Origin of the sequence: Noviherbaspirillum malthae (genome assembly GCF_015352985.1) — a bacterium.
In the GTDB taxonomy this organism is placed as follows: domain Bacteria; phylum Pseudomonadota; class Gammaproteobacteria; order Burkholderiales; family Burkholderiaceae_D; genus Noviherbaspirillum; species Noviherbaspirillum malthae.
This window is the reverse complement of record NZ_JACYXF010000043.1, coordinates 14,919-37,618: the sequence shown is the minus strand read 5'-3', so window position 1 is coordinate 37,618 and position 22,700 is coordinate 14,919. Positions and strand designations below refer to the sequence as shown.

The following is a 22,700-nucleotide window of genomic DNA, read 5'->3' as shown; positions in this document are numbered from 1 at the left end:
CGATGCGGTTGTTCATCGGCTTACTCCGCGACCGTCGCTAGGTTGGTCTGGATCCCATAGTCGGTGCCCAGTTTGAGGATCGGCGACTTCATCGTCTCCTGCCACAGCAGCGACTCGTTGGCGATGTGGAGCGGATGGTCCTGGATCGTCAGCGCCATGAAGCCCTGCTCGCGCGAGGCGTGGTTGTGGATCGACCAGCCGGGGGCGGAGAAGTGCAGGTCGCCTTCCTGCCATTCGATCTTCTGGCCATTGACCGCGCTCTTGCCGTGCCCCCACATGATGTAGTTGATCGCCGCCGACGTGTGGCGGTGCGGCTTGTCGACTTTACCGGGTGGCAGCTTGGCGATCGTCGCGAAGAAGCTCGGCGAAGTGCCGATACGGCGCTCAGTGGCCGGGTTGTACAGCACGTACAGGTGGCGGCCAGTGTAACCGAGGTCCATGCTGTAGACATTGCCCAGGTGCGGCTCGACTTCCTTCCATGGCCAGTGCAGCGCTTTGGAGTCGATCGTGTCGATGTCGACCAGCCATTCGTAGCCCAGCATCTGCGCCCCATCGCTACCGATCGGAATCGGTTTCGACGCTTCGCGCGCGCGGCGCTGGTTGGCCGCCAGCTCACGACCTTCATCGCTCTGGCCCGCGATCTGCGGATTCTCGTTCACATAGTGCACCTCCAACCGCTCCAGCAGCGGGGCATTGCTGTAGGACAGGCGCACCATCAGGTCCTGGCCGTCATTTCGCACTACCTGCGGCTGCATCGACGGCGTGTTCCAGACGTCATACTTCTCCACGCGGAATTCCTTGTTGCCGGTCTTGACGACGCCGGTGCCGCGGATGCATATGTCGACGCGGCTTGAATTGCGCAGGTCGGGGGTGGTTTCCTCGCCCGGCTTCAACACCATGATGACTACGTCGATCCCGGGCGCAAAGCACGGCACCGGACCGGTATTCATCGGGTGATTGACCGAGGCGGCGCGGCGGCCGTTGGCCGGCCGTGCGATCGAGGCCAGCCGCTCGACCTCGGCCTCGATGGCCGCGCGCGGGAGTACCACGGTCTGCCAGAACGCCTGTTCACGCGGCGACTGGCAGCTTATATCTACGAGGGTGATGCCATTGTCCATTGCTGTCTCCATCGGTTGTGTGGGGGGCGGGTCGCCCAAGATTACTTGTCGGTCCAGCGGACCGGTGCTTTGGCCACCAGCGGTATTGGCTCGCCGATGCCACGTTCGTTTGCCCGGCGGTAGGCCAGCGCGGCGACCGTCAGGTCGGAAATGCCCATACCCATCGACTTGAACAGCGTGATGTCGCAGCCAGCCGGCGCTTTTTCACCATTGGCAATTATCTTGCCCAACGGGCGCACGCGGTCCCAGTTGCCGGCGCCGGCTCCCTTGTCGAAGTACTCGATCAGCTCGCGCGAAGCCTTCTTCGCATTCGGCACGTCGTCGACGCCGATGAAACCCACACGCTCGAACACTTCCTGCTCGAACTCGGCGCTGTGCGGCAAGATCGCGCCGACCGCGTTCAGGTGGGCGCCGTGGGCGAGCATCGATGATTTCAGGAACGGCTCGCGGGCGCGGGTTACCGTGGTGACGATCGGTGCGCCCTCGGTCGCCTCTTCCAGCGTCTTGGACTCGATCACCTCGATATCGAACTGCGAGGCTACTTCCTTGCAGAACGCCTGACGTTTTTCGGCGGTCGGGCTCCAAATCCGGATCTGCTTCAGGTTCTGCACCAGGTGCACCGCGGCGACTTGCGTCAGCGCTTGGCGGCCAGTGCCGATCAACGTCATCTCGCGCACGTCCGGGTTCGTCATCCACCTGGTGCCCAGACCCGTCATCGCCGCGGTGCGCATCTGGCCCAGGCAGTTCGCCTCCATCATTGCCAGCAGCCGTCCCTCGTTGGCGTCGAACAGGATGAACAGCGCTTTGGCGCCCTGCGGCGTGTTGATCCAGTTCTTGAAACCGCAGACGCCTGCGCCCAGCATGACCGAGCCCAGCGAATGCAGCGACGACGCGTCATGGAAATTGGCCAACGCCTTCGGGATGTTGAATGCGGTGTCCTCGCCCAACTCGCGCACGCCGGCCTCCAGCACGCCCAGCGTGTCCTTCAGTGACACCAGCGATGCGACGTCGGCTTCGCTCAGCCAGATCGCAGATTGACTCATAATTACTCCTGTAAAAATTACGATTCGTTGTGGACGGGGTTGCGCAGCACGCCCAAGCCCGTGATCTCGACCTCAAACACGTCGCCGTTGCGCAGGTAGCACGGCGGCTTCTTCGACATACCAACGCCGGCGGGCGTCCCGGTAGCAATGATGTCTCCGGGTAACAACTCAGTGAAGGTGGACAGGTAGGCGATGATCTGCGCGACCGTGAAAATCATGTTGGCGGCGCTGTCGTCCTGCACCACCTCACCGTTCAGTCGTCCGACGACTTGCATCTCGTCCGGGCCGGGCGCTTCGTCGGCGGTGACTAGGCAAGGCCCGAGCGCACCGGAATGCATGAAGTTCTTCCCAGCAGTGGCTTGCGTGGCGTGCTTTTGCCAGTCGCGGATCGAGTTCTCGGCCATGCACATATACCCGGCCACATACTGCATTGCGTCGGCTTCGGCCACGCGCCGCGCGGGACGTCCGATGACGACCGCCAGCTCGGCCTCGTAGTCGAACTGCTCCGACTCAAGCGGGCGCAGCACCGGCTGATCGGGCCCGGCGAACGATGACGCAAAGCGCACGAACACCGACGGGCGAGCCGGGATTGGCATGTTCGCCTCTTTCGCGTGCAGGTGGTAGTTCAGGCCAACGCAGAGGATCTTGTCGGGATTGGTCACCGGGGGCAGCAGCGTCGCATGTTCCAGGGGCACGGCAGATTTGTCTTTGCCGCGGTGCGCCTCCAGTTGTTCGGCCAGCGTCGATAGAGAGCCGAACGTCAGCGCGTCGCGCACGGTGCTAATGTCGGTCGTGGACAGATCGATGATGCTGGCGCCCACCAGCGCGCCGAACGAGGGCGCCGGGTCAACCTTGCGGCGGTCGATATAGCTGACCAGTTTCATGTGAAGTCTCCTGCGTGCGGTGCGGTCGTACGTATTTTTATCTCGTTTAGTGTGCGCCAGGAGATCGGGTGCGACAATGCCGGCACCGGAACAGCACCTGTTCCGAATCCGATCAGGCGGCGGCCTACGCCGGCATGATGTTAAGCAACACCCGGTCGCCGTCGGTTTTAGCCGGGTAGATCCGGATATCGGCGGTCAGCGGTGCGCACATCGCGCGGCCGTTGCGCACGTCAAAGCGCCCCTGGTGCAGCGGGCACTCGATCTCGTGGCCTTCCAGGTAGCCGTCGCAAAGCCGCGCGTTGCCGTGGCTGCACAGGTTGTCGGTCGCATAGATCTGGCCGTCGATCCGGTACAGCGCGATTTCACGGCCGTCCACCGACACCGCCAGCGGCACCTCTTCGTCAATCGCTTCCACTGCGCACACGTCGCGCCATTGTTCGCTCATGTCGGTCTCCTTTGTTATTCGCCATGCGTCCTGCACGGCTATGGTTGCCGCCATCGTGCAAGAAGCGCCGCGGCCGGACAAGGCACCTCACGGAAAAAGAGCTTTTCCGTAACGGAACGGTGGACGCGGATCGCCGATGTCATAATTGCAGGCGGAGACTGGTAGGCCGGATGCAGGCCTCCCGACAAGAAAAGGACTCAACGTGACACCTTCAACTTGGCATCCCACCACGCGGGCCGCACTCTGGATGGGCGGCGCCCTGCTCTCGTTGGTAGCCATGGCGCTAGCCGCCCGCCACCTTTCGGCCACCCTCTCGGTCTTTCAGATCCTGTTTTTCCGCAGCGTTCTGGGGCTGATGATCATCTCGCTACTGCTGAACAAGTACGGCTGGCACCAGATCAGAACGGCCCACCTCGGCGAGCACCTGGTGCGTAACATCAGCCATTTTGGCGGCCAGTACGGCTGGATCTATGGCATCGCCTTCATCCCGATGGCGCAGGTGTTTGCGATCGAGTTCACCGCGCCGGTCTGGTCGGCGCTGCTGGCCGCGGTGATCCTCGGCGAGCGCCTGACCCTGCCGCGCATCGTGTCGGTGGTGCTGGGCTTAACCGGCGTGTTCATCATCGTGCGCCCGGACACCGGTGCCGTGCATCCGGCGGCCCTCGCGGTCCTCCTGGGCTCAGTGGCGTTCTCGCTGTCGTACGTGATGACCAAGAAGCTGTCGCCGGTGTCGACGCCGCTGAGCATCCTGTTCTACATGTCGCTGATCCAACTCCCGCTGGGTCTGGTACCGTCGGTCATGCACTGGGTGACGCCCACGTTGGTGCAGGTCCCGCTGATCCTGCTGGCCGGCAGCATGGGGCTGATCACGCATTACTGCCTGGCGCGGGCGATGAAACTGGCCGATGCAACCGTGGTGATCCCGATGGATTTTCTGCGCCTGCCCTTGATCGCGGTCGTTGGCGCGGCGTTCTACGGTGAGCCGCTGCAGGGACTGCTCTTCGTAGGTGCGGCCTGCATTTTGGGCGGCAATCTCTACAGCATCGTCGCGGAACGCCGCCGGGCAGCCGACAAGGCCACGCAGGCTTAGGCGCGGATCGGGCGTTATGATTGCGACGCGTCGTCGAGGGCCGGCGGCAGCGCCTTCGGACGCGCCGGCAATGTGCGTGGCAACCAGGCTGTGGCCTTGCCCCGCGCCCGTCGTCGAGACGAGATGGGGCCATGAACCTGGTTTACCGCTAGCCCGGATATTTCATGAACGTGCGGAGTGAAGAGGTTTTTCGCCTGTGGGCATGTGAGAAGTGTGCGGTAAGTGTCGGGCAGGGCGATCTGTGCTGCGATTTTCACGCTGCAGACGCAATTCCCCCTACCCCCATTGTTTTTCAACGTGCCGGGAGCAGCACTCGGACCGGCTAAGGGGCGAGTGCCCGTGCAGCAGCGAAGAACACGCGCTTGAGCGGATGGTGTGACGCCATCAGCACGCGGATGCGGCGCGTGTTGCGCACGATAGCCGCGCCGATCTTGAGCAGCTTCGTGCGGATCGTCGCCGTGCAGGCACGTTCGAGTTCAGTACCGTCCAATGCGAGACGGCGCAAATGGATCATGAGTGTGTAGGCCAATGCAGCCAGCAGCAGGCGCAACTGGTTGCCCTGGAATTTATGGCAGCTGGCGCGCCGACCGAACAGGTCGAGCTGCGCCTCCTTGATGCGGTTCTCGGCTTCGCCCCGGGCGCAGTAGAGCTGTTCATACAAGGCTTCGCAATCACCGTGCAGGCTGGTCACGACGAAGCGGGGATTGGCGCCGCGCGCATCGTGTTCCAGTCGCGCAATCACATGCCGCTCGTGCTCCCAGGTGCCGGCGGCATAGTCGAACTCGCTGATCATGTGCTGCTTGATGCCGGTGGCGGCATACGCATCGGCGATCGCCAGTTCTGCCAGCTCCACCCGTTTCAACAGCGCCGCGTTCTTTTGCAGTCCAATGATGTAATGGATGCCCCACTTGTCGAAGCGGCGCAACGCGGCCGGACGGCAAAAACCCGAATCGCCGCGCACGATCAGGCGCACCTGGGGCCACTTCTGGCGCAGGCGTTGCGCGATCAACTTGATCAGCGCCGACAGGACGCTGGCCGGATCGCGGCTGGACGGGCGCAGCACGCAGGCCAGCAGGTCCTGCCCGCAAAACACGTACAGCGGCAGGTAGCAGTAGTTGTCGTAGTAACGGTGGAAATGCGCCTTCTCCTGTTTGCCGTGCAGCGGTATATGGGTGGCGTCGATGTCGAGGATCAGTTCTTGTGGAGTTTCGGCGCGACTGGCAATGAACTGGTCGAGCAGCACGCCGTGCAGCGCGGCGGTGTGCGCGGGCGTGCAAGTGGCTTCCAGATGGTACAGCGTCGGCCCGGACGCCAACGCACCGTCACGCCCGACTGCGGTCTGCAGCGCCAGGTCGTGCCGCAGCGTATTGTGATCGGTGACATCTTCCCAGCCGCAGCACAGCGCGTACAGACGTTGCCTGAACAGATCGCCTGCCGCATGGGTGACGCTGGCAGCGCGACGCCTGTCGGCAAACACCTTGGCGACGGCACGCGTGAGGCCAATATGCTCGTCGGCGCGCCGCAACAGCAACACGCCCGCGTCACTACTGAGGTCCCCGCCGTCGAACGAGGCCTCGATCACGCGGCGTCCGACCCTTCCTAACTCGATTGATTCAACGGTACAATTTGGCATCGGCGATTCCGGTTGTTGTTTGGCTTGAGCACCAATAACAACGCGCTTCGGCACGGAATCGCCGACCTCACTCATGAAATATTCGGGCTAGCGCATGCCGGCGAAGCAGTTCTTGAGGAAGTCGACTGCGGTTTGCAGTTTGGCGGAGGTGCCGGTGCGCTGCAGCAGCACCGCGTAGACGGCGCGGTTGTCCGGCAGGTAGTCTGCCAGTATCTCGACCAGCGTGCCACGTTTTAAGTCATCCTCGGCCATCCAGCGCGGGCACATCATGACGCCCAGTCCGGCACGGCAGACGAGCAGGCCGGCTTGGCCGTTGTCGGTCGTGAAGTTACCCTTTACATGAACGTGGCCAATCTCGTCCTCGCGCTTGACCGGCCAGCGCGTATTCAGACTCGAACCGCGGGTGATCAGGCAGTTATGGTTCATCAGGTCTTCCGGGACCAACGGCACGCCATACTGGCGAAGGTAGTCCGGCGACGCGCAAAACGCCCGGCTGTACGGCGCCAGCTTGATGGCGATCATTCCTGGGTCGATGACATCGGCGATGCGCACCGCCACGTCGATGCGTCCCTTGTACAGGTCAAGCTTCTCCATCGAGAAGTTGATGTCGACCGACAGCAGCGGGTTGTCGCGCAAGAACCGGGGCAGTTGTTGCGCGATCACCGCCTGCCCGAGCATCGCGGGCGCGGTCAGCCGCAGGTGGCCGGTCGCGGTATCCTGAATCGACGACATCTCCTCAGCCGCCAGGTCCAGTTCGAGCAGCGCCCGCATCGCGCGCTCGTAGAGCATCTGGCCCACCTCAGTGACCATCAGGTGCCGGGTGTCGCGGTTGAACAGGCGCTGCCCCGCCTTGGCCTCGAACGCGGCCATGCGCTTGCTGACCATCGCGGGCGTGACGTCCATGCGCCGGGCGACCTCGGAAAAATTACCAACCTGGACCGTGCGCACAAAAATGCGCAGCGTGGTCAAGTCCTCGAAAATGCTAGCGCTTTGCGCCGTCGCTTCCATGAACTGGGTCATCACGCAGGCCATCTCCTGCTGTCTCCTTCAATCCTTGCGGTGTATCTTTGCATAAATCCTGTTGGGTCGGAGCAAAGTTGTCGGAGGCTGTTGCAATCAGTCGATGCGGGCACCGGACTTTTCGACCGCTGGTTTCCACATCTGCAACTCCTTTTCGATGTAGGCCGCATGCTCTTCCGGGGTGCCCGCCATCGGCTCCGACCCGCGCTCGATCAGGTTCTTGCGCAGCTCCGGCTCCTTCAGCACCTTGATGATCGATGCATTCAGCCGGTCGACGATCGGGCGTGGGGTGCCGGCCGGGGCGTAGATGCCGTCCCAGGCGACGACGTCGAAGCCGGCGATCCCGGACTCGGCGATCGTCGGCAAATCCGGGTGGCTTTCCAGCCGCTTGGCTGACGACACCGCCAGTGGCCGCACGCGGCCGGCCTTGGCCTGCGGCGCGGTATTGGGCATCACGTCCAGCATCATGTCGATGCGCCCGCCCATCAGGTCGGCGAGCGCCTGCGCGCCGCCGCGGTACGGGATGTGCTGGATGTCGAGGCCTGCGGTCTGCTTCAGGATTTCCATCGACAGGTGCGAGGTCGTGCCGTTGCCGGCGGAGGCGAACGTATACTTGCCGGGGTTGGCTTTCACCAGCGCCAGCAGTTCGGCCATCGTTTTCGCGGGAAAGTCGTTACGCACGACCATCATCGCCGCGATCCGGGTCATCTTGGTTACCGGCTGGAAGTCCTTCTGCGGATCATAGCCGATCTGCTTGTACAGCCACTTGTTGATGCCGTGCGTGCCATTGGTACCGTAGAGCAGCGTGTAGCCGTCGGCCGCGCTCTTGGCGACGATCTGCGCCCCCAGGTTGCCACCTGCGCCGGGGCGGTTGTCGATCACGATGTTCTGTCCGAGATCGACCGACACGCGCTGCATCACCAGGCGCGCCAGGGTATCGGCGCCGCCGCCCGGCGGAAAGGGTACCACCAGGCGGATCGGCTTGTCCGGATAAGACTGCGCGAACGCGCCCAGCGGGGCCGCGGCCAGCACGGCGGTCGCGGCGATAGCGGCGATCACGCCACGGCGGGTAGTACTCATCATTGCTTTGCTCCTCTTGGATTGGGGTGACCGGTCTGTGCCGGCCTGTTTTTAATATCGGTTACACGGCCAGGCAGACGTACTTCAACTCCAGGTAGTCGTCGATCCCGTAGTGCGAGCCTTCGCGGCCCAACCCGGATTCCTTGATCCCGCCGAATGGCGCGACCTCGGTCGAGATCAGCCCGGTATTGACGCCGACGATTCCGTACTCGAGGCCTTCGGCGACCCGGTAGATGCGGCTGATGTCGCGCCCGTAGAAGTACGAGGCCAGTCCGAACTCGGTGTCGTTGGCCATCGCGATCGCCTCGGCGTCGGTGGTGAACCGGAACAGCGCGGCGACCGGGCCGAAGGTTTCCTCGTGGGCGATCTTCATGTCCGGGGTGGCGCCGGTGATCACCGCCGGCTCGACGAAATTGCCGCCGAGCGCATGGCGCTGGCCGCCCAGCACCAGCTGGCCGCCCTTTTGTACCGCGTCTTCGACATGCTCCAGCACCTTTGCGACGGAATTGTCGTCGATCAGCGGGCCGATCGTCACGCCCTGCTCCAGGCCGTAACCAACTCGCAACGCCTTGACGCGTTCAACCAGGCGCCGCGCGAATTCGTCGTAGACGCCGTCCTGCACCAGCAGCCGGTTCGCGCAGACGCAGGTCTGGCCGGCATTGCGGTATTTCGACGCGATCGCGCCCTCCACCGCTGCGTCCAGGTCGGCATCGTCGAACACGATGAACGGCGCGTTGCCGCCCAATTCCATCGAGGTCTTCTTGACCGTTTCCGCGCACTGGCGCAGCAGGATCTTGCCAACCTCGGTCGAGCCGGTGAAGGTCAGCTTGCGCACTAGCGGGTTGGACGTCATCTCGCCGCCGATCCCCGAGGCACTGCCGGTCACCACCGAGAACACGCCGGCCGGCACGCCGGCGCGCTCGGCCAGTTCCGCGAGCGCGAACGCCGAATACGGGGTCGCGGTCGCGGGTTTCAGGACCATCGTGCAGCCGGCGGCCAGCGCTGGTCCAGCCTTTCGGGTGATCATCGCCGCCGGGAAGTTCCACGGCGTGATCGCCGCGCAAACCCCGATCGGCTCCTTGGTGACGTGAATGCGCTTATCGGCCTGGTGGCCAGGAATCGTGTCGCCATAGACGCGCCTCGCCTCTTCCGCGAACCACTCGAGAAACGATGCCGCGTAGCCGATTTCGCCGCGCGACTCGGCCAGCGGCTTGCCCTGCTCGAGCGTCATCAGGATTGCCAAGTCTTCTTGGTGCGCCAGCATCAGCTCATACCAGCGGCGCAGGATCGTTCCGCGTTCCTTGGCGGTCTTGGCGCGCCAGGACGGCCAGGCGGCGTTCGCGGCAGCAATTGCGCGGCGGGTCTCGTCGGCACCCATCGCGGGCACGGTGCCGATCGTCTTGCCGGTGGCGGGATTGGTGACGGGGATCGTCTTGCCGCTGTCGGCGGCGCACCATTGGCCGTTGATGTAGCAGGCCTGCCTGAACAGCGTTGGGTCGTGCAGCGGCGGGGCTGCGGTGTCGTTTGCCATCATGTCTCTACTCTTTATCAATGCGGATCAATAGACGGAGGGGCCGTCGCTTTTCGGCGGGGCCGGGGCTTCCTCACCCTTGAAGCGGCGCGCCAGCGCCTCGGCACTTTTAACCAGGAGCGTGGTGTCCACGCCGACCGCGGTGAAGGTGGTGCCCAGTTCGATGTAACGGCGCGCGAGCGCCTCGTCGGCGATCAGGATGCCGGCAGCCTTGCCCGATGCGACGATCCGGCGGATGCCATCCTCGACCGCACGCTGCACATCCGGGTGGCCGGGGTCGCCCAGGTGCCCCATGTCGGCGGCCAGGTCGGACGGGCCGATGAACACGCCGTCGACGCCATCAACCGCGCAGATCGCTTCGATCTCGGCCATCGCCGAAACGGTTTCGACCTGCACCAGCACGCAGATCTGGTCATTGGCCCGCTTCAGGTAGTTCGGCGTGCGGTTCCATTGCGACGCGCGCGCCAGTGCCGCGCCGACACCGCGCACGCCCTGCGGCGGATAGCGGGTCGACGCCACCGCGCGCTGCGCTTCGTTGGCGTTCTGCACCATCGGGATCAGCAAGGTGGTGGCGCCGACGTCGAGCAGGCGCTTGATTTCGACTATGTCGTTCCAGGCGCTGCGCACCACCGGGTGCGCCGGGTGCGGGGCCAGTGCTTGCAGTTGCGCCAGTACCGAATCCAGCGTGTTGGGCGCGTGTTCGGCGTCGATCAAGAGCCAGTCAAAGCCGGCGCCGGCCACCATCTCGGCGGCGTAGCCGCTGCACATTCCGAGCCACAGGCCGATCTGGGATTGCTTTTGCGCGAGCGCGCGCTTGAAGGTGTTTTCCATGGCCATCATCCGAAATGGCAGGACACGGCGCCCAGCGGGCCGTAATCGACGAACAGGGTGTCGCTCTTTTTGGCGAACACCGGGCGGGTGAAGGAGCCGCCGAGGATCACCTGGCCCTTTTCTAGCGCTACGCCGTGCTCGGCCAACCGGTTGGCCAGCCAGACGACGCCATTCGCCGGGTGGTTCAGCACGCCGGCGGCCACCCCGGTCTCCTCAATAACCGCATTTTGAGAAAGGATCGCCGATACCCAGCGCAAGTCGACCTCGTTGACGCGCACAGGGCGTCCGCCCAGCACCACGCCAGCATTGGCGGCGTTGTCGGCGATCGTGTCGAACACCTTGCGCGTGCGCTTGGTCTCCGGGTCTACCATGTGCGAGCGCGAATCAATGATTTCCAGCGCCGGCGTGACATATCGCACCGCGTCCAGCACATCGAACAGCGTGATGTTCGGGCCTTCGAGGCGCCGGTCCATGATGAACGCCAGTTCCACTTCCACACGGGGAGCGATGAAGCGGTCGGTCGGGATAGTGTCGCCGTCATGGAAGAACATGTCTTCCAGCAGCGCGCCGAAATCAGGCTCGTTGATGCCGACCGCCTGCTGCATCGCTCGGGAGGTCAGACCGATTTTGTGACCCTTCAAGGGGTTACCGGCGTCGATCTTCTTCTGCACCCAGGCTTTCTGGATTGCGTAGGCGTCGGCGATGGTGATATCGGGATGGCGCAGCGAGATCTGTCTTATCTGGGTGCGGGTCTGTTCGGCCTGCAGGAATTCGCTGGCCAGTTGCTCGATGATGTCGGGGGTAAGCAAAACGGTCTCCTTGGGGGGCGCAGGGGCGCTTACTCGGCGGGCAGGAAGCGGTGGCTGGTCTTGGACTGGATCCGCCACTGTCCGTCCTCCATCACCAGCTCATCGATGCAGGCGCGCACGCCCAAAAACTGGGGCGCGCCCGGCTTGCCGTCCTCGCTGTTGTGGGTCTCGTAGGCGCTCATGTAAAAGCGGACGCGCGCGGTGGTTTCGGTCGCGTCCTCCAAGAACAGGTTGGTCACGATATGCGCGGTCTGGCGCTTCGGATCACGCTTGTCCAGCGCGGCCAGCACCCCATCTGGGCCGGTCAGTTCGATGCCGGCGCGGTTCCAGACGCCGTCTCTGGCGATCAGGCCGGCCGAGATTGCATGCTGGCGGGTGTCCAGACCGGCGAAGAACCGGTAGACCACGGCAGCGATGTTGTTGTATTCGTGGGAAGTCATTGCAGCGTCTCCTTCACGGGGCGCTAGCCCCTAGTTAGTTCGAATAAACGAGCGCAAACGAGCGCACACGCCCGCCGTTGATCGTGCCTTATTGCCGTACCGCCAACAACCGCCGCACTGGAACAACACTTATTCCGGGCAGCAGAAGATCCGGGCGGCGATCAGGCGGCGATCGCGAGCTTGGCCAACGGCATGGCCGGATCAGCGAAGCGTCCGGCATCGATCCGGGTGCCGTCGGACACGAACTTGCGCAGCGTCCTAAAATCACGCGGATTGTTGGCGACGATCGCCGACAGCACCCGTCCGTCCGCCGTCAGATCGACGACCATCATCCGGCTGGCGTCGCCGCGCGTCACCTGAATCGCCCCCGGCGCGCTGCGGCCGGCCAGCTGCACCATCGTGTCGTACTGCTGGGACCAGAAGTACGGCACCGGCCGATAGTCGACCGCCTGCCCCAGTACCGCACGCGCGGCGGCAATGCCCTGGTCCTGGGCGTTCTGCCAGGACTCCAGCCGCAGCAGTCCCTGGTCCTCGCGCATCGCGGTAACATCCCCGGCGGCGAAGATGTCGGGGTCCGAGGTGCGGCACTGGCGATCGACGATTACGCCATGGTCGCACTCCAGCCCCGCCTGGGACGCCACCGCATCGTTTTGGATCAGGCCGATCCCGACCACCACGAGGTGAACGTTCACGCTGCTGCCATCCGCCAGCACGGCTCTGCAGCCGGCGCTGCTGGTGTTTTCCAGGGCGGCGACGCCGGATGACAGGCGCAGATCGACGCCGTGCGACGCGTGCAGGTCCGTCAGATAGGCCGACAGCGCGGGTGATCCTGTGCGCCCGCACAAGGTTGCGCCGGATTCGACCAGCGTCACATTGCATCCCAGCTGACGCGCCGAGGCGGCCACCTCCAGCCCTATCCAGCCACCGCCAATGACCAGCAGGTGCGCGCCGGGCTTCAGGGCCGAGCGCAGGCGCTGGGCATCGTCCAGCGTGCGCAGCGTATGGACGCAGGGGGCATCGATGCCGGGCAGTGGTGGGACGCGCGCGATGCCACCGGTAGCCAGGATCAGCTTGTCGTAGCCGATCGTCTCGTCGTTGGACAGGACGATCTGACGGGCGACACGATCGATGCGTACACAGGCGAGCGACGGCAGCCAGTCGATGTCCAGATCGGCCATCTCGGCCGCCGACAACAAGCTGTCCATTTGGGTCGGATCGGGTTGCAGTTGCTCCTTTGACAACGGCGGGCGTTCGTACGGCGGGTGCGCCTCGTACCCGACCAGCACCACGTGCCCGGCGAAGCCCTCGTTGCGCAGCGTGCGGGCCGCCCAAGCACCGGCCTGGCCGGCACCGACAACCACAATTGTTTGCTGGCTCATCGCGCGCCCTCTTCCAAGTAAATCACCCCGTCCTCCACCTTGACTGGATAGGTCGTCAGGTTGACCGTGCACGGCGGCGTCTTGACGACCCCGGTGGCGATGTCAAACATCCCCTGGTGCAGCGGGCACTCGATCATGCCATCGACGATATAGCCCTCGGCCAGGCTCGCATTGCCGTGCGGGCACCGATCCTGGGTTGCGCAAACCTTATCGCCGAGCAGATACAGGCAGACCGCCTCGGTGCCGTGGATCACCCGCATCGTACCGGTTTCTTCCGGCACGTCGGCGACCTTTGCAATCGGAATCCAATGGCCGCTCATCTCACAGCCCCATCGCATCGCGGTAGTACTGATAAAACGCGCGGATCAGCACTTCGGTGACCATGTAATCGGTCGGTTCAGTGTCGCGCCCGCCCATCTCGACGATGCCCTTGGCTTCCGGGTAGCCGGTCACGCCGATCTGCATCTGGTTCAGCATCTCGCTGTCGTCCATCGACACGAAGCCGGCCGGTCCCAGCAGGTTCGCGTGTTTCAGCCGCAGGCGCTGCATTTCCTCGTCATCGTCGGCGTAGCCGTAGTAGGTGAACACGAGTTCGTGCTCGGTCGGGCTACGCGGGATCACGTGGCGGGTCTTGAGCGAATTGGCCTGGATGCCCATCTGCGCGGCCGGGAAGATCCACGCGCCGCCGACGCGGCCGCGATTGAACTCGCGGCGCGGTGTGACCGTTTCCTTGTCCAGCAGCTCGAGGTCGGACCGGAAGCGCCCCATCTCTGACGTCGCCTCGGTCACCTTCTTGCCCTCGTTATGCGAGATCATCACGCTGTGCTTGCCGCCGCCGGTCGGGATGTTCTCCGACTTCGAGTCCGCGCGCCACAGGCCGAAGGTGATGTAGAACGTGTGCAGCAGCGTCGCGTGGTACGGATCTTTCAGGTTTTCCAGGTACATTTTCCAGTTGCTGGGGATGAGCTGGCGGCTGTAGCCCAGCAGCGTGAGCTTCTTGCCCGGGAACATGTGGTCGATCTCGGCCAGCACTTCGGGGCCGCAGTATTCCTCGAAGCTCGGCGCGTCGTCCGAAAACGTGGCCCAGATCGAGCCGCCGCGGTTGACCGAGCGCAGCTTCTTGAGGCTGTTTTCCTCGTTGCTGAAATCCTTGGGCATCCCGCCCTTGCCGAGCGCGCCGCGTTTGAACGGCAGCCCTTGCAAGTTGCCGTCGAGGTCGTAGTTCCACTGGTGATACGGGCAGGTGAAATCCTTTACGGTGCCGGTGTTCTTCCAGCAGATCTGCGCTCCGCGGTGCGCGCAGCGATTCTCGATCACGTTGATCTCGCCGTTTTCCTTGCGCACCATGATCACCGGGCGGGTGCCGATCCACTGGCGCTTGAAATTGCCCGGCTCGGGCACCTCGCACTCGAGGCCGATGTAGTTCCAGGTCTTGCCGGCGAAGAAGACGTCCATCTCCTTCTGAAAAATCGCCGGGTCGGTATAGATCCAGTTCGGGATCCGGGTGAAGCCCTCTTCCGGCCAGCGGCGGTGGATCGTGATTGGGGCCTGGGCCGCCGGCTTGGCGGCGTGGTCGTGGTCGTGTTCACACATGATACGGTTCTCCGGGGCGGCAGTTAGACGGGGATGATCAGCGAGGTGCGCACGCGATAGTTGTCGCAAACGCAGTCGCGGTCCTTGAACAGGAAGCCGTCGGTGGTGCGCACGACGGTGTCGATGTAGCGGCCGACCATGTTGACCACCGGCTCGCGGTCCGACAGCGATTCGAGGATCGTGAAATTGGACTGGGTCTCGATCGTGTCGCCGTCAATGCGCTTGATGCGCACGCCGCTGATAAAGTGCCGCAGCGAGCGCGGCTCGTACATCGTGGTCTGGCGCAGCGCCAGCACGCGGTCCTTGATCATGTCCTTGTTGATGCAGTAGATCAGGCCGTACGGCAGCTTCTGGTCGTAGTTCTCGCGCGCGGTGACCCGATAGCGGCAGTCCTCGGTAAAGAAGTCGGGCCAGCGCTCGAGCTCTTCCTCATCGAGGCAGGCGGCATACTCTTCATAGAAGTCGCGCAGGTCGGCGCGCAGCGCCGCGTGTTCACGGGAATAAGTCATGGTGATGAAGTCTCGTTCGGGTGACGGGTGTGGGTCAGAGCGACGCGCGGTTGCTCTGGAAGCCAGGCTGGCTGCCCAGCGCAATGATCGGCTCGTACGAGCGCTCCTGCCAGATCAGCGACTCGATGCCGATATGGAACGGGTGGTCCTGCACAGTCAGCGCCGACACAGTCTCGGTGCCGGAGTTATGGGCGTGCATCGCCCATCCCGGGGCGGACAGCAGCAAGTCGCCGGCCTTCCAGTCGTAGCGGTGGCCTTCGACCATGCTGTGGCCATTGCCGCGCAGGTAGTAGTTGATCGCCGACGAGCTGTGGCGGTGCGGCACGTGGGTGTTGTTCGGCGGCGACGACGAAATGGTCGCAAAGAAGCTGTGGGTGGTGCCGTTGCGGCGCTCGGTTGCCGGGTTGTAAAGCACAAACAGGCGGCGTCCGTTGTAGCCCTTGGCCAGGTCCTCGACCGTCGGCAGGTGCTCGGCGACCTTTGCGTACGGCCAGTGCAGCGGCTTGGATTCGACCACGTCGATATCGATCAGCCATTCATAGCCCAGCAGGTGAGCGCCATCCTCGCCGATCTGCTTCCTGAGCGCCAGGTCGCGAGCGCGCGCCAGGTCGGGATTGACCTGCGAGGGCTTAGAGTTGCGGTCGGCCGGCGGCACCGATCCCTCGAACTCTTCGACGAAGTGCACCTCCAGCTTTTCCAGCACCGGCGCATTCGAATACGACAGGCGCACCCACGGCGTTTTGCCCGTGTTGCGGTACGAATGAATGTTCATCGCCGGCGTGTTCCAGACGTCCCACTTCGAGACCGCGATCTCACGCTGGCCGACCATGGCGACGCCCTCCCCTGCTAGGCAGATCTCCAGCATGTTGGAATTCTTGCGCAGGTTGAGCGTGCTTTCGCCGGGGTTGATCACGTTGATCGTGACATCGGTCGACGGCGCAAAGCCGAGGCCGGGCGCGATCGCCTCGGGATGGGTAATCAGCGTCGCGCGGCGGCCGTTGGCCGGGCGCGGCAGATCGATCAGGCGCTCGATTTCCAGGTCGATCGCTTCCTTCGGGACGACGATGGAGCGCCACTTGTTTTGCTCGCGCGGCGCGGCGCCGCTCACGTCGACGAATTTGTGCTGGAGGTCAGTCATGGTCAGGTCTTGAAGGTCTAGGAAAGTTCAGGGTATGCGCCCTAGCCCGGGGCTTGCCTGGGCCGGGTGGCGGACCGTGGGGTGGAAGAAGGTTAGGCCGCATAGGCCTGCGTTTCGTGGATCACCGGGTTGCGCAGCACGCCGATGCCGGAAATCTCGATCTCCAGCACGTCGCCCAGCTTCATCCAGACCGGTGGCGTGCGGCCGGCGCCAACACCGTCAGGGGTGCCGGTGGCGATCACGTCGCCGGCACGCAGGGTGGTGAAGGTCGACACGTAGGACACGATGCGCGCGACCGAAAACAGCATGTCGGAGGTCTGGCCGTTTTGCATCTCGGTGCCGTTCAACCGGCTCATCACGGTCAACTGTTGCGGGTCGGGGATCTCGTCGGCGGTCACGATCCAGGGACCAATGCTGCCGCTGTGCTCCCAGTTCTTGCCGGGGGTGACTTGGGCTGCGTGCTTCTGGAAGTCGCGCACCGAGTTGTCGCCCAGGCAGGTATAGCCGCCGACATAGTCGAGCGCGCGCTCCGGCGTCGCGTGGCGGCAGGTGCGGCCGATCACAATCGCCAGTTCGGCCTCGAAATCGAACTTGTTGGACGCGGCCGGGCAGACGATCGGCTGGCCATGGCCGACGAAGGAATCAGCAAAGCGCACGAACACCGACGGGTTGGCCGGCACTTCGCGCCTCATCTCGGCGATATGCAGCCCGTAGTTGATGCCCACACACAGGATCTTGGTGGCCGGCGCGACCGGCGCGGTGAAGACGACATCGTCCAGCGCAATCCGCTGCGACTGTTTCGCCAGTGCCGCGGCCAAGGCGGCGCTGCCCGCGGCCAGCCCCTCGCCAATCGTCGGCCAGCTCTCGAACAACGGCGCGATGCCGGTCTCGGTGACGACGCCCCAGCCAGGCAACTGATTGCGAGTGTAATTGGCCAACTTCATTCAGGTCTCCTACCGTTGATCGCATTGTTTTTATTGTTGTCTGCAAATTGTACGCATTTTGCTGGGGAAACAGCGCTTTATCAAACTTTTTATTAATTATTGCATGCAATCTGGTCTACGGCAACTGGTATTTATCAATTTAACTGCTAGAATTGCATGCAATCAATCTCACTGCGCGCACCACTTATGGCCACCCAAATTGATCATGTTGTCTCCCGCCTGCGGGACATGGTGCTCTCCGGCGAACTCGCGCCGGGCGAACGCATCGTTGAAATCCCGTTTGCCGCCCGTCTCGGGGTCTCGCGCACGCCACTGCGTCTGGCGCTGATCGAACTCGAATCCGAGGGTTTGCTGGAGCGTCTGCCGACGCGCGGCTACCGGGTGCGCGCCTTCTCCTTGGACGACATCGCTGATGCTGTGGATGTGCGGGGTGTGCTGGAGGGGATGGCCGCACGCATCGTGGCCGAGCGCGGCGTGTCCGAGGCTGAACTGGCGAACATGACGGAAGCGGTCACGCGCGGGCGCGAATTGCTCGACGTCGCTGCCTGCACCGGGCGGGTGCTAGATGCCGAAGCTTGGCGCGCGGTCAACGAGCAGTTTCACCGCGTACTGGTTGCGGCGGCGAACAACCGCGCCCTGGCCTCGGCTCTGGCACACAACAACAAGATCCCGATGGCGGGTCCCGGCGCACTGTCCCTGCCGGAGACACCTACCGATCTGGAGATTACCTTCGTGCGTCGTGCACAGGACGACCATGAAGATCTGCTGTCGGCCATCATGCAGCGGGAAGGCGCACGCGCCGAGGCCGTCATGCGTGAGCATGCCTACCGCAGCCGCGAAAACAAGCGGATCCTGATCGCACGCATACAGGATGAGGCGGCCAACAACAACACCGCGCCACACACACGCAGGCGCGAAGCGTCATTGCAGGAGTAATCGCCGGTCGGCAGGAGGAACGGCGCCCGCACCGCAGACGGGGCTCACGCCTTCGATCAGCGCGTCGGCTCCCTCGATCAAGTGCAGCACGGTGAAGAGCAATCAAAACCAGAGGCACCGCTAGGCAACACATTGCCAATGATCGTCATGCTTTTACTCTGCGAGGATTCGCCGCCGATCAGGCATGTCGCCCATTTTAAGCGTGTTTCAGGTACATGGAGTCGGTCGTTCCGGTAATCAAGTCCTCAGAAGGAAGTTGCGTCGTAGTGAAATGCATCGCTTCTTTACTGCATTACCGCCTTGTTTGATTGGTATAGATGAGGTAGCCTGACATTTGTGGACACTCCCGTTTGATACACTGAGTAAATGGGAGAAAGCATGAAGAAAGAAATCAGAAGCTACACGCCCGAGTTTCGGGCCGAAGCAGTAAAGCTGGTGCTGGAGCAGGGATTGTCCCTGGAAGCGGCGGCGCAGCGGCTAAGCGTGCCCAAGGGAACGCTATCGAACTGGGTAATGGCTGCCAAGCGTGGAACTAGCGCAGGCACTGCAGCGCCAGGAAGCCGGAGCGTAGTCGAGCTGGAAGCCGAGGTCGCCAAGTTGCGCAAAGAATTGGCCACAGAACGCATGGAAAAAGAAGTGCTAAAAAAAGCGACAGCGTACTTTGCACGGGAGTCGCTGCCCGGTACGCGCAACTGAAACATCTGCGACTCGACTACCCCATTGCCTTGCTATGCCGGGTGTTTGGCGTATCACGCAGCGGCTTTTACGCCTGGCTCAACCGCAAACCCTGTGCACGCCAGCAGGCCGATGAGCGACTGAAGGTAGCGATCAGAGCAGTACATCGGCAGAGCCGGGAAACCTACGGCGTACGGCGGATGCAGCCGGAATTGAAAGCCCAGGGGTTTGCTGTCGGCCGCGACCGCGTTGACCGGTTGCGGCGGGAACTGGGACTACGCTGCAAGCAAAAGCGCCGGTTCAAGGCAACAACGAATTCCCGACATGACTTGCCGGTAGAAGCCAACTTGCTGGAGCAGCGGTTCGATCCGACAGCACCTAACCAGCAGTGGCTGGTGGATATTACTTATGTGCCGACCGAAGAGGGCTGGCTATACGTGGCCGAAGTCAAGGATGTGTTTACTTGCGAAATCGTTGGATATGCCATGAGCGAGCGAATGACGCAGGAACTGACCGCACAGGCTCTATGGCATGCGGTACGCAACAAGCGCCCCGCGGCCGGGCTGATTCACCATTCGGACCGCGGGTCGCAAGGCGGATTCAACCGGTCGTCGCAACACCTTTAATCGATGAGGTGTTTATGGGACGACCAGCGGGGTGGATGCAGAAGTTGACGGGGCGAGGAGCGATGCGCTCGCCGGGTGCACCGTCGCATCGGCGGGAAACCGAGCGGCGATTCTGGGAGCAAATCGCGACAGGCATTACAAGTGAGAAGGCTGCAGAGGCGGTTGGCGTGTCACAGGTAGTGGGGACTCGCTGGTTCCGGCATAATGGAGGCATGCCACTTTCCATGTTGAGCCCGATATCCGGGAGGTACCTGTCGTTTGTGGAGCGAGAAGAGATTGGACTACTTTCGTGCCAGGGCGTCGGGGTACGAGAGATTGCGCGCCGTATCGGACGCAGCCCATCAACGGTTTCGCGGGAACTAACACGTAACGCTGCAACTCGTGGCGGCCGACTTGAGTATCGCGCTTCGGTTGCGCAGTGGAAGGCGGAGCTGGTTGCCAAAAGACCCAAGCCATCCAAACTGACGACTAATCCACGGTTGCGCCACTACGTGCAAGACCGGCTGGAGGGCAAGGTTCGGGACGCTAAGGGCCGTAACGTTTCTGGACCTGTGCAAGCGCCGTTCATAGGAAGAAACAAGCCACATCGCGGTGACCGCAAATGGGTCAATGGTTGGTCGCCCGAACAGATTTCCAACCGACTGCAGACCGACTTCCCGGGTGACGAATCCATGCGCATTTCTCACGAAGCCATCTATCAGGCTCTCTACATCCAGGGCCGAGGGGCTCTCAAGCGTGAGCTGGTTAGCTGTCTGCGCACCGGACGGGCGTTGCGCGTGCCCAGGGCCAGGGCACAAGCTAAGGCCTGGGCACATGTTAGCGAGGATGTGATGATCTCTAACCGGCCTGCAGAAGCGCAGGATCGCGCTGTGCCGGGGCATTGGGAGGGTGACCTGATCATCGGCCTGAACAGGTCCGCGATTGGAACGCTGGTTGAGCGGTCAAGCCGATTCACTATGCTTGTTCACCTGCCTCGCGAGGAAGGCTACGGGCTCATTCCCAGGACAAAGAATGGTCCTGCGCTGGCTGGCTACGGAGCTATCACGATGGCCAACGCGCTCAAAAAGACCGTGACTGAGATGCCTGCCCGGTTGTGGCAGTCATTGACCTGGGATCGTGGCAAAGAACTCTCTGATCACGCCCGCTTTACGGTCGAGTCCGAGGTGAAGGTATTCTTCGCCGACCCGCACAGTCCATGGCAGCGCGGCACGAACGAGAATACGAACGGCCTCCTGCGGCAATACTTCCCAAAGGGTACAGACCTGTCTCGTTGGAGCGATCGAGAGATCCAGGCCGTGGCTAACACACTGAATTCCAGGCCCAGGAAAACGCTTGGCTGGAAGACACCGGCCGAAGCACTGGACAAGTACCTAAAATCTGTTCAACAATCTAATGTTGCGACGACCGGTTGAATCCGCCCAATATTGTGCGCATGCCTATCGCCAGTTGTTACGCCAGTTCGGCATGCGTGCGTCTATGTCACGCAAAGGAAACTGCCATGACAATGCCCCCATGGAGAGCTTCTGGGGCAGCCTGAAAAATGAATTGACGCACCATCAGCGCTATCCGACTCGAGCCCATGCCAAGGCAGCCATTCGTGAGTACATCGAGATCTTTTACAACCGCCAGCGGCGTCATTCTCGCCTTGGCTATGTAGCACCGGCAGTGTTTGCAGATGCCTTCAGGTATATGCAAGCCGCCTGAAACACGAGTGTCCATTAGTGACAGGACACCTCAGGCCCAGCGGGTGTGTCCCGGGCAGACGCAGCAACTCCACCATTTCGTGTCGACATCGACCTGGTCCACTGCTCCGCTGGAACAGGTATTGCGCAAGACGGCTGACACCTTGGTGGGCAGCAAGGACGCCGCGCTGATCGTGGACGACACGGCGCTGCCCAAGCAGGGCAAGCACTCGGTCGGCGTCAAGCGTCAGCACTGCGGCGTGCTGGGCAAGCAGGCTAACTGCCAAGTGCTCGTCTCGCTTACCTTGGCGCGCAAGGAGGTGCCAGTGCCGATCGCCCTGCGGCTGTACCTGCCTGAGGATTGGGCACAGGACGAAGCACGTCGTGCAGCAGCCAAGGTGCCCGAGTCAATCACGTTCGAAACCAAGGGAGATATCGCGCTGGCGCAGATCGATGCCGCGCTGACGGACGGCGTGCGCTTTGGCATGGTGCTGGCCGACGCGGGCTATGGCAGTTCGGCAGGCTTTCGTGCCGGGCTTACGCAGCGAGGTCTACGATGGGCAGTAGCTGTGCAGCCGACACAAAAGGTCTATCCAGCAGATGTGACGCTGAATATGCCGGCGAATCCTCCGCTGGGACGCCCCGCCAAGTATGCAAAACCCTCTGTACCGAGCGTGTCGGTTGTGCAGATGATTGAAATGTTGGGTCCCAAGGCCCTGCGGCGCTGTTCGTGGCGCTGTGGCACTAAGGGCATGCTCAGTGCGCACTTCGCTGCGGTGCGGGTGTGCGTTGCAGACGGTGTGCTGGCTTCACATTGGCAGCATCTTCCTGGCCAAGTCGCATGGCTGGTGTGCGAAGCGCGTTGCAGCGGCGAGCGCAAATATTACTTCACCAACCACCCGCCTGACACGCCGCGTAGGACGCTGGTACGTGCGATTAAGGCCCGCTGGGCATGCGAGCAGGCGCATCAGCAACTCAAGGATGAACTTGGCCTGGACCATTACGAAGGCAGATCCTGGCTCGGGCTGCACCATCATGCGTTACTGACGATGATTGCGTTTGGCTTTCTGCAGCACCGACGCCTGGCCAGTGCCTTACAAACGGGGGAAAACCGGCAACCAATGCACCGGGTCCGCCACCCCAGCCATCATTGCCGGCGGTACGCCGCGCCCTTATCGCCGCGCTTCGCCCCGTAATTTGCATCCAGTGTCCCCAATGCAGCGCCACCATACACTTACATCGGCGTGAGTAACATGGCAGAGTAGTGTTAGTTGCGCAAGAAGAAAGGAACATG

The 22,700-nt window shown here is 62.8% G+C and carries 21 protein-coding genes and 2 pseudogenes; 6 read left to right on the top strand and 17 right to left on the bottom strand.

The features are described from left to right. Nucleotides 1-20: 20 nt before the first annotated feature. The 4 genes from IGW03_RS27300 to IGW03_RS27285 all read right to left on the bottom strand — a co-directional run bounded on the left by IGW03_RS27300 (nucleotide 21) and on the right by IGW03_RS27285 (nucleotide 3,490). The gene (locus IGW03_RS27300) at nucleotides 21-1,118 is read right to left on the bottom strand and encodes a cupin domain-containing protein (protein WP_194725678.1); all 1,098 of its coding nucleotides are present in this window, start codon (nucleotides 1,116-1,118) and stop codon (nucleotides 21-23) included. Nucleotides 1,119-1,159: 41 nt separating this feature from the next. Further along, nucleotides 1,160-2,161 (bottom strand): ornithine cyclodeaminase family protein, encoded by a 1,002-nt coding sequence (locus IGW03_RS27295; protein WP_194725677.1) that lies wholly within the window; start codon nucleotides 2,159-2,161, stop codon nucleotides 1,160-1,162. 17 nt (nucleotides 2,162-2,178) lie between these two features. Continuing rightward, a complete protein-coding gene (locus IGW03_RS27290) occupies nucleotides 2,179-3,045 on the bottom strand; it encodes a fumarylacetoacetate hydrolase family protein (RefSeq protein WP_194725676.1) in 867 nt (288 codons plus the stop codon). Nucleotides 3,046-3,169: 124 nt separating this feature from the next. After that, nucleotides 3,170-3,490, bottom strand: a complete 321-nt coding sequence (locus IGW03_RS27285) for a non-heme iron oxygenase ferredoxin subunit (RefSeq protein ID WP_194725675.1) — start codon at nucleotides 3,488-3,490, stop codon at nucleotides 3,170-3,172. Between the two features lie 202 nt (nucleotides 3,491-3,692). Here IGW03_RS27285 and IGW03_RS27280 point away from each other — a divergent pair, with 202 nt between their 5' ends. After that, the gene (locus IGW03_RS27280) at nucleotides 3,693-4,580 is read left to right on the top strand and encodes a DMT family transporter (RefSeq protein WP_194725674.1); all 888 of its coding nucleotides are present in this window, start codon (nucleotides 3,693-3,695) and stop codon (nucleotides 4,578-4,580) included. 322 nt (nucleotides 4,581-4,902) lie between these two features. Here IGW03_RS27280 and IGW03_RS27275 read toward each other — a convergent pair whose 3' ends face one another. The 13 genes from IGW03_RS27275 to IGW03_RS27215 all read right to left on the bottom strand — a co-directional run bounded on the left by IGW03_RS27275 (nucleotide 4,903) and on the right by IGW03_RS27215 (nucleotide 17,487). Continuing rightward, complete coding sequence (locus tag IGW03_RS27275) at nucleotides 4,903-6,213, bottom strand: IS1380 family transposase (protein WP_194725693.1); 1,311 nt, start codon at nucleotides 6,211-6,213, stop codon at nucleotides 4,903-4,905. Nucleotides 6,214-6,300: 87 nt separating this feature from the next. Next, nucleotides 6,301-7,233: a LysR family transcriptional regulator gene (locus IGW03_RS27270; protein WP_228536126.1), complete on the bottom strand. Its 933-nt coding sequence runs from the start codon at nucleotides 7,231-7,233 to the stop codon at nucleotides 6,301-6,303. 96 nt (nucleotides 7,234-7,329) lie between these two features. Further along, the gene (locus tag IGW03_RS27265) at nucleotides 7,330-8,316 is read right to left on the bottom strand and encodes a Bug family tripartite tricarboxylate transporter substrate binding protein (protein WP_151638161.1); all 987 of its coding nucleotides are present in this window, start codon (nucleotides 8,314-8,316) and stop codon (nucleotides 7,330-7,332) included. 58 nt (nucleotides 8,317-8,374) lie between these two features. Beyond that, entirely contained in the window at nucleotides 8,375-9,847 is a 1,473-nt protein-coding gene (gene gabD / locus IGW03_RS27260) for an NADP-dependent succinate-semialdehyde dehydrogenase (RefSeq protein WP_404822498.1), read from the bottom strand. Between the two features lie 24 nt (nucleotides 9,848-9,871). After that, nucleotides 9,872-10,684: a 4-hydroxy-2-oxoheptanedioate aldolase gene (hpaI, locus tag IGW03_RS27255; RefSeq protein ID WP_151638162.1), complete on the bottom strand. Its 813-nt coding sequence runs from the start codon at nucleotides 10,682-10,684 to the stop codon at nucleotides 9,872-9,874. Then, nucleotides 10,681-11,484: a 2-oxo-hept-4-ene-1,7-dioate hydratase gene (gene hpaH / locus IGW03_RS27250; RefSeq protein WP_151638163.1), complete on the bottom strand. Its 804-nt coding sequence runs from the start codon at nucleotides 11,482-11,484 to the stop codon at nucleotides 10,681-10,683. The genes hpaI and hpaH overlap by 4 nt, the downstream gene beginning before the upstream one ends. 29 nt (nucleotides 11,485-11,513) lie before the next feature. Further along, complete coding sequence (locus tag IGW03_RS27245) at nucleotides 11,514-11,924, bottom strand: nuclear transport factor 2 family protein (RefSeq protein WP_151638164.1); 411 nt, start codon at nucleotides 11,922-11,924, stop codon at nucleotides 11,514-11,516. 161 nt (nucleotides 11,925-12,085) lie between these two features. After that, on the bottom strand, nucleotides 12,086-13,303 hold the full coding sequence (locus tag IGW03_RS27240; RefSeq protein WP_151638165.1) for an NAD(P)/FAD-dependent oxidoreductase: 1,218 nt from the start codon (nucleotides 13,301-13,303) through the stop codon (nucleotides 12,086-12,088). Further along, nucleotides 13,300-13,623 carry a non-heme iron oxygenase ferredoxin subunit gene (locus IGW03_RS27235; RefSeq protein ID WP_151638166.1) on the bottom strand — a complete coding sequence of 108 codons (324 nt, stop codon included), beginning with the start codon at nucleotides 13,621-13,623 and terminating at the stop codon, nucleotides 13,300-13,302. Before IGW03_RS27235 ends, IGW03_RS27240 begins: the two co-directional genes overlap by 4 nt. Before the next feature lies 1 nt (nucleotide 13,624). Continuing rightward, the gene (locus IGW03_RS27230) at nucleotides 13,625-14,896 is read right to left on the bottom strand and encodes an aromatic ring-hydroxylating dioxygenase subunit alpha (RefSeq protein ID WP_151638167.1); all 1,272 of its coding nucleotides are present in this window, start codon (nucleotides 14,894-14,896) and stop codon (nucleotides 13,625-13,627) included. Between the two features lie 23 nt (nucleotides 14,897-14,919). Then, on the bottom strand, nucleotides 14,920-15,405 hold the full coding sequence (locus IGW03_RS27225; RefSeq protein ID WP_151638168.1) for an aromatic-ring-hydroxylating dioxygenase subunit beta: 486 nt from the start codon (nucleotides 15,403-15,405) through the stop codon (nucleotides 14,920-14,922). 34 nt (nucleotides 15,406-15,439) lie between these two features. Further along, a complete protein-coding gene (locus IGW03_RS27220) occupies nucleotides 15,440-16,543 on the bottom strand; it encodes a cupin domain-containing protein (protein WP_151638169.1) in 1,104 nt (367 codons plus the stop codon). 92 nt (nucleotides 16,544-16,635) lie between these two features. Beyond that, complete coding sequence (locus IGW03_RS27215) at nucleotides 16,636-17,487, bottom strand: fumarylacetoacetate hydrolase family protein (protein WP_151638170.1); 852 nt, start codon at nucleotides 17,485-17,487, stop codon at nucleotides 16,636-16,638. A gap of 186 nt (nucleotides 17,488-17,673) precedes the next feature. Between IGW03_RS27215 and IGW03_RS27210 the strand changes: the two genes are divergently transcribed. The 5 genes and pseudogenes from IGW03_RS27210 to IGW03_RS27185 all read left to right on the top strand — a co-directional run bounded on the left by IGW03_RS27210 (nucleotide 17,674) and on the right by IGW03_RS27185 (nucleotide 22,602). Continuing rightward, entirely contained in the window at nucleotides 17,674-18,423 is a 750-nt protein-coding gene (locus tag IGW03_RS27210) for a GntR family transcriptional regulator (protein ID WP_194725692.1), read from the top strand. 378 nt (nucleotides 18,424-18,801) lie between these two features. Continuing rightward, nucleotides 18,802-19,691: pseudogene (locus tag IGW03_RS27200) on the top strand (IS3 family transposase); the annotation flags it as partial. A 68-nt stretch (nucleotides 19,692-19,759) separates the two neighbouring features. Then, nucleotides 19,760-21,136 (top strand): IS30 family transposase, encoded by a 1,377-nt coding sequence (locus tag IGW03_RS27195; RefSeq protein ID WP_151638174.1) that lies wholly within the window; start codon nucleotides 19,760-19,762, stop codon nucleotides 21,134-21,136. 4 nt (nucleotides 21,137-21,140) lie between these two features. Continuing rightward, nucleotides 21,141-21,428 (top strand): annotated as a pseudogene (locus IGW03_RS27190) (integrase core domain-containing protein); the annotation flags it as partial. 79 nt (nucleotides 21,429-21,507) lie between these two features. Further along, nucleotides 21,508-22,602: an IS701 family transposase gene (locus IGW03_RS27185; RefSeq protein WP_323745034.1), complete on the top strand. Its 1,095-nt coding sequence runs from the start codon at nucleotides 21,508-21,510 to the stop codon at nucleotides 22,600-22,602. Nucleotides 22,603-22,700: the final 98 nt, after the last annotated feature.

Coding starts and splice junctions, on each gene's coding strand:
- IGW03_RS27300 (WP_194725678.1), bottom strand. CDS start 1,118: ATGGACAATGGCATCACCCTCGTAGATATAAGCTGCCAGTCGCCGCGT.
- IGW03_RS27295 (WP_194725677.1), bottom strand. CDS start 2,161: ATGAGTCAATCTGCGATCTGGCTGAGCGAAGCCGACGTCGCATCGCTG.
- IGW03_RS27290 (WP_194725676.1), bottom strand. CDS start 3,045: ATGAAACTGGTCAGCTATATCGACCGCCGCAAGGTTGACCCGGCGCCC.
- IGW03_RS27285 (WP_194725675.1), bottom strand. CDS start 3,490: ATGAGCGAACAATGGCGCGACGTGTGCGCAGTGGAAGCGATTGACGAA.
- IGW03_RS27275 (WP_194725693.1), bottom strand. CDS start 6,213: ATGCCAAATTGTACCGTTGAATCAATCGAGTTAGGAAGGGTCGGACGC.
- IGW03_RS27270 (WP_228536126.1), bottom strand. CDS start 7,233: ATGACCCAGTTCATGGAAGCGACGGCGCAAAGCGCTAGCATTTTCGAG.
- IGW03_RS27265 (WP_151638161.1), bottom strand. CDS start 8,316: ATGATGAGTACTACCCGCCGTGGCGTGATCGCCGCTATCGCCGCGACC.
- gabD (WP_404822498.1), bottom strand. CDS start 9,847: ATGATGGCAAACGACACCGCAGCCCCGCCGCTGCACGACCCAACGCTG.
- hpaI (WP_151638162.1), bottom strand. CDS start 10,684: ATGATGGCCATGGAAAACACCTTCAAGCGCGCGCTCGCGCAAAAGCAA.
- IGW03_RS27245 (WP_151638164.1), bottom strand. CDS start 11,924: ATGACTTCCCACGAATACAACAACATCGCTGCCGTGGTCTACCGGTTC.
- IGW03_RS27240 (WP_151638165.1), bottom strand. CDS start 13,303: ATGAGCCAGCAAACAATTGTGGTTGTCGGTGCCGGCCAGGCCGGTGCT.
- IGW03_RS27235 (WP_151638166.1), bottom strand. CDS start 13,623: ATGAGCGGCCATTGGATTCCGATTGCAAAGGTCGCCGACGTGCCGGAA.
- IGW03_RS27230 (WP_151638167.1), bottom strand. CDS start 14,896: ATGTGTGAACACGACCACGACCACGCCGCCAAGCCGGCGGCCCAGGCC.
- IGW03_RS27225 (WP_151638168.1), bottom strand. CDS start 15,405: ATGACTTATTCCCGTGAACACGCGGCGCTGCGCGCCGACCTGCGCGAC.
- IGW03_RS27220 (WP_151638169.1), bottom strand. CDS start 16,543: ATGACTGACCTCCAGCACAAATTCGTCGACGTGAGCGGCGCCGCGCCG.
- IGW03_RS27215 (WP_151638170.1), bottom strand. CDS start 17,487: ATGAAGTTGGCCAATTACACTCGCAATCAGTTGCCTGGCTGGGGCGTC.
- IGW03_RS27210 (WP_194725692.1), top strand. CDS start 17,674: ATGGCCACCCAAATTGATCATGTTGTCTCCCGCCTGCGGGACATGGTG.
- IGW03_RS27195 (WP_151638174.1), top strand. CDS start 19,760: ATGCAGAAGTTGACGGGGCGAGGAGCGATGCGCTCGCCGGGTGCACCG.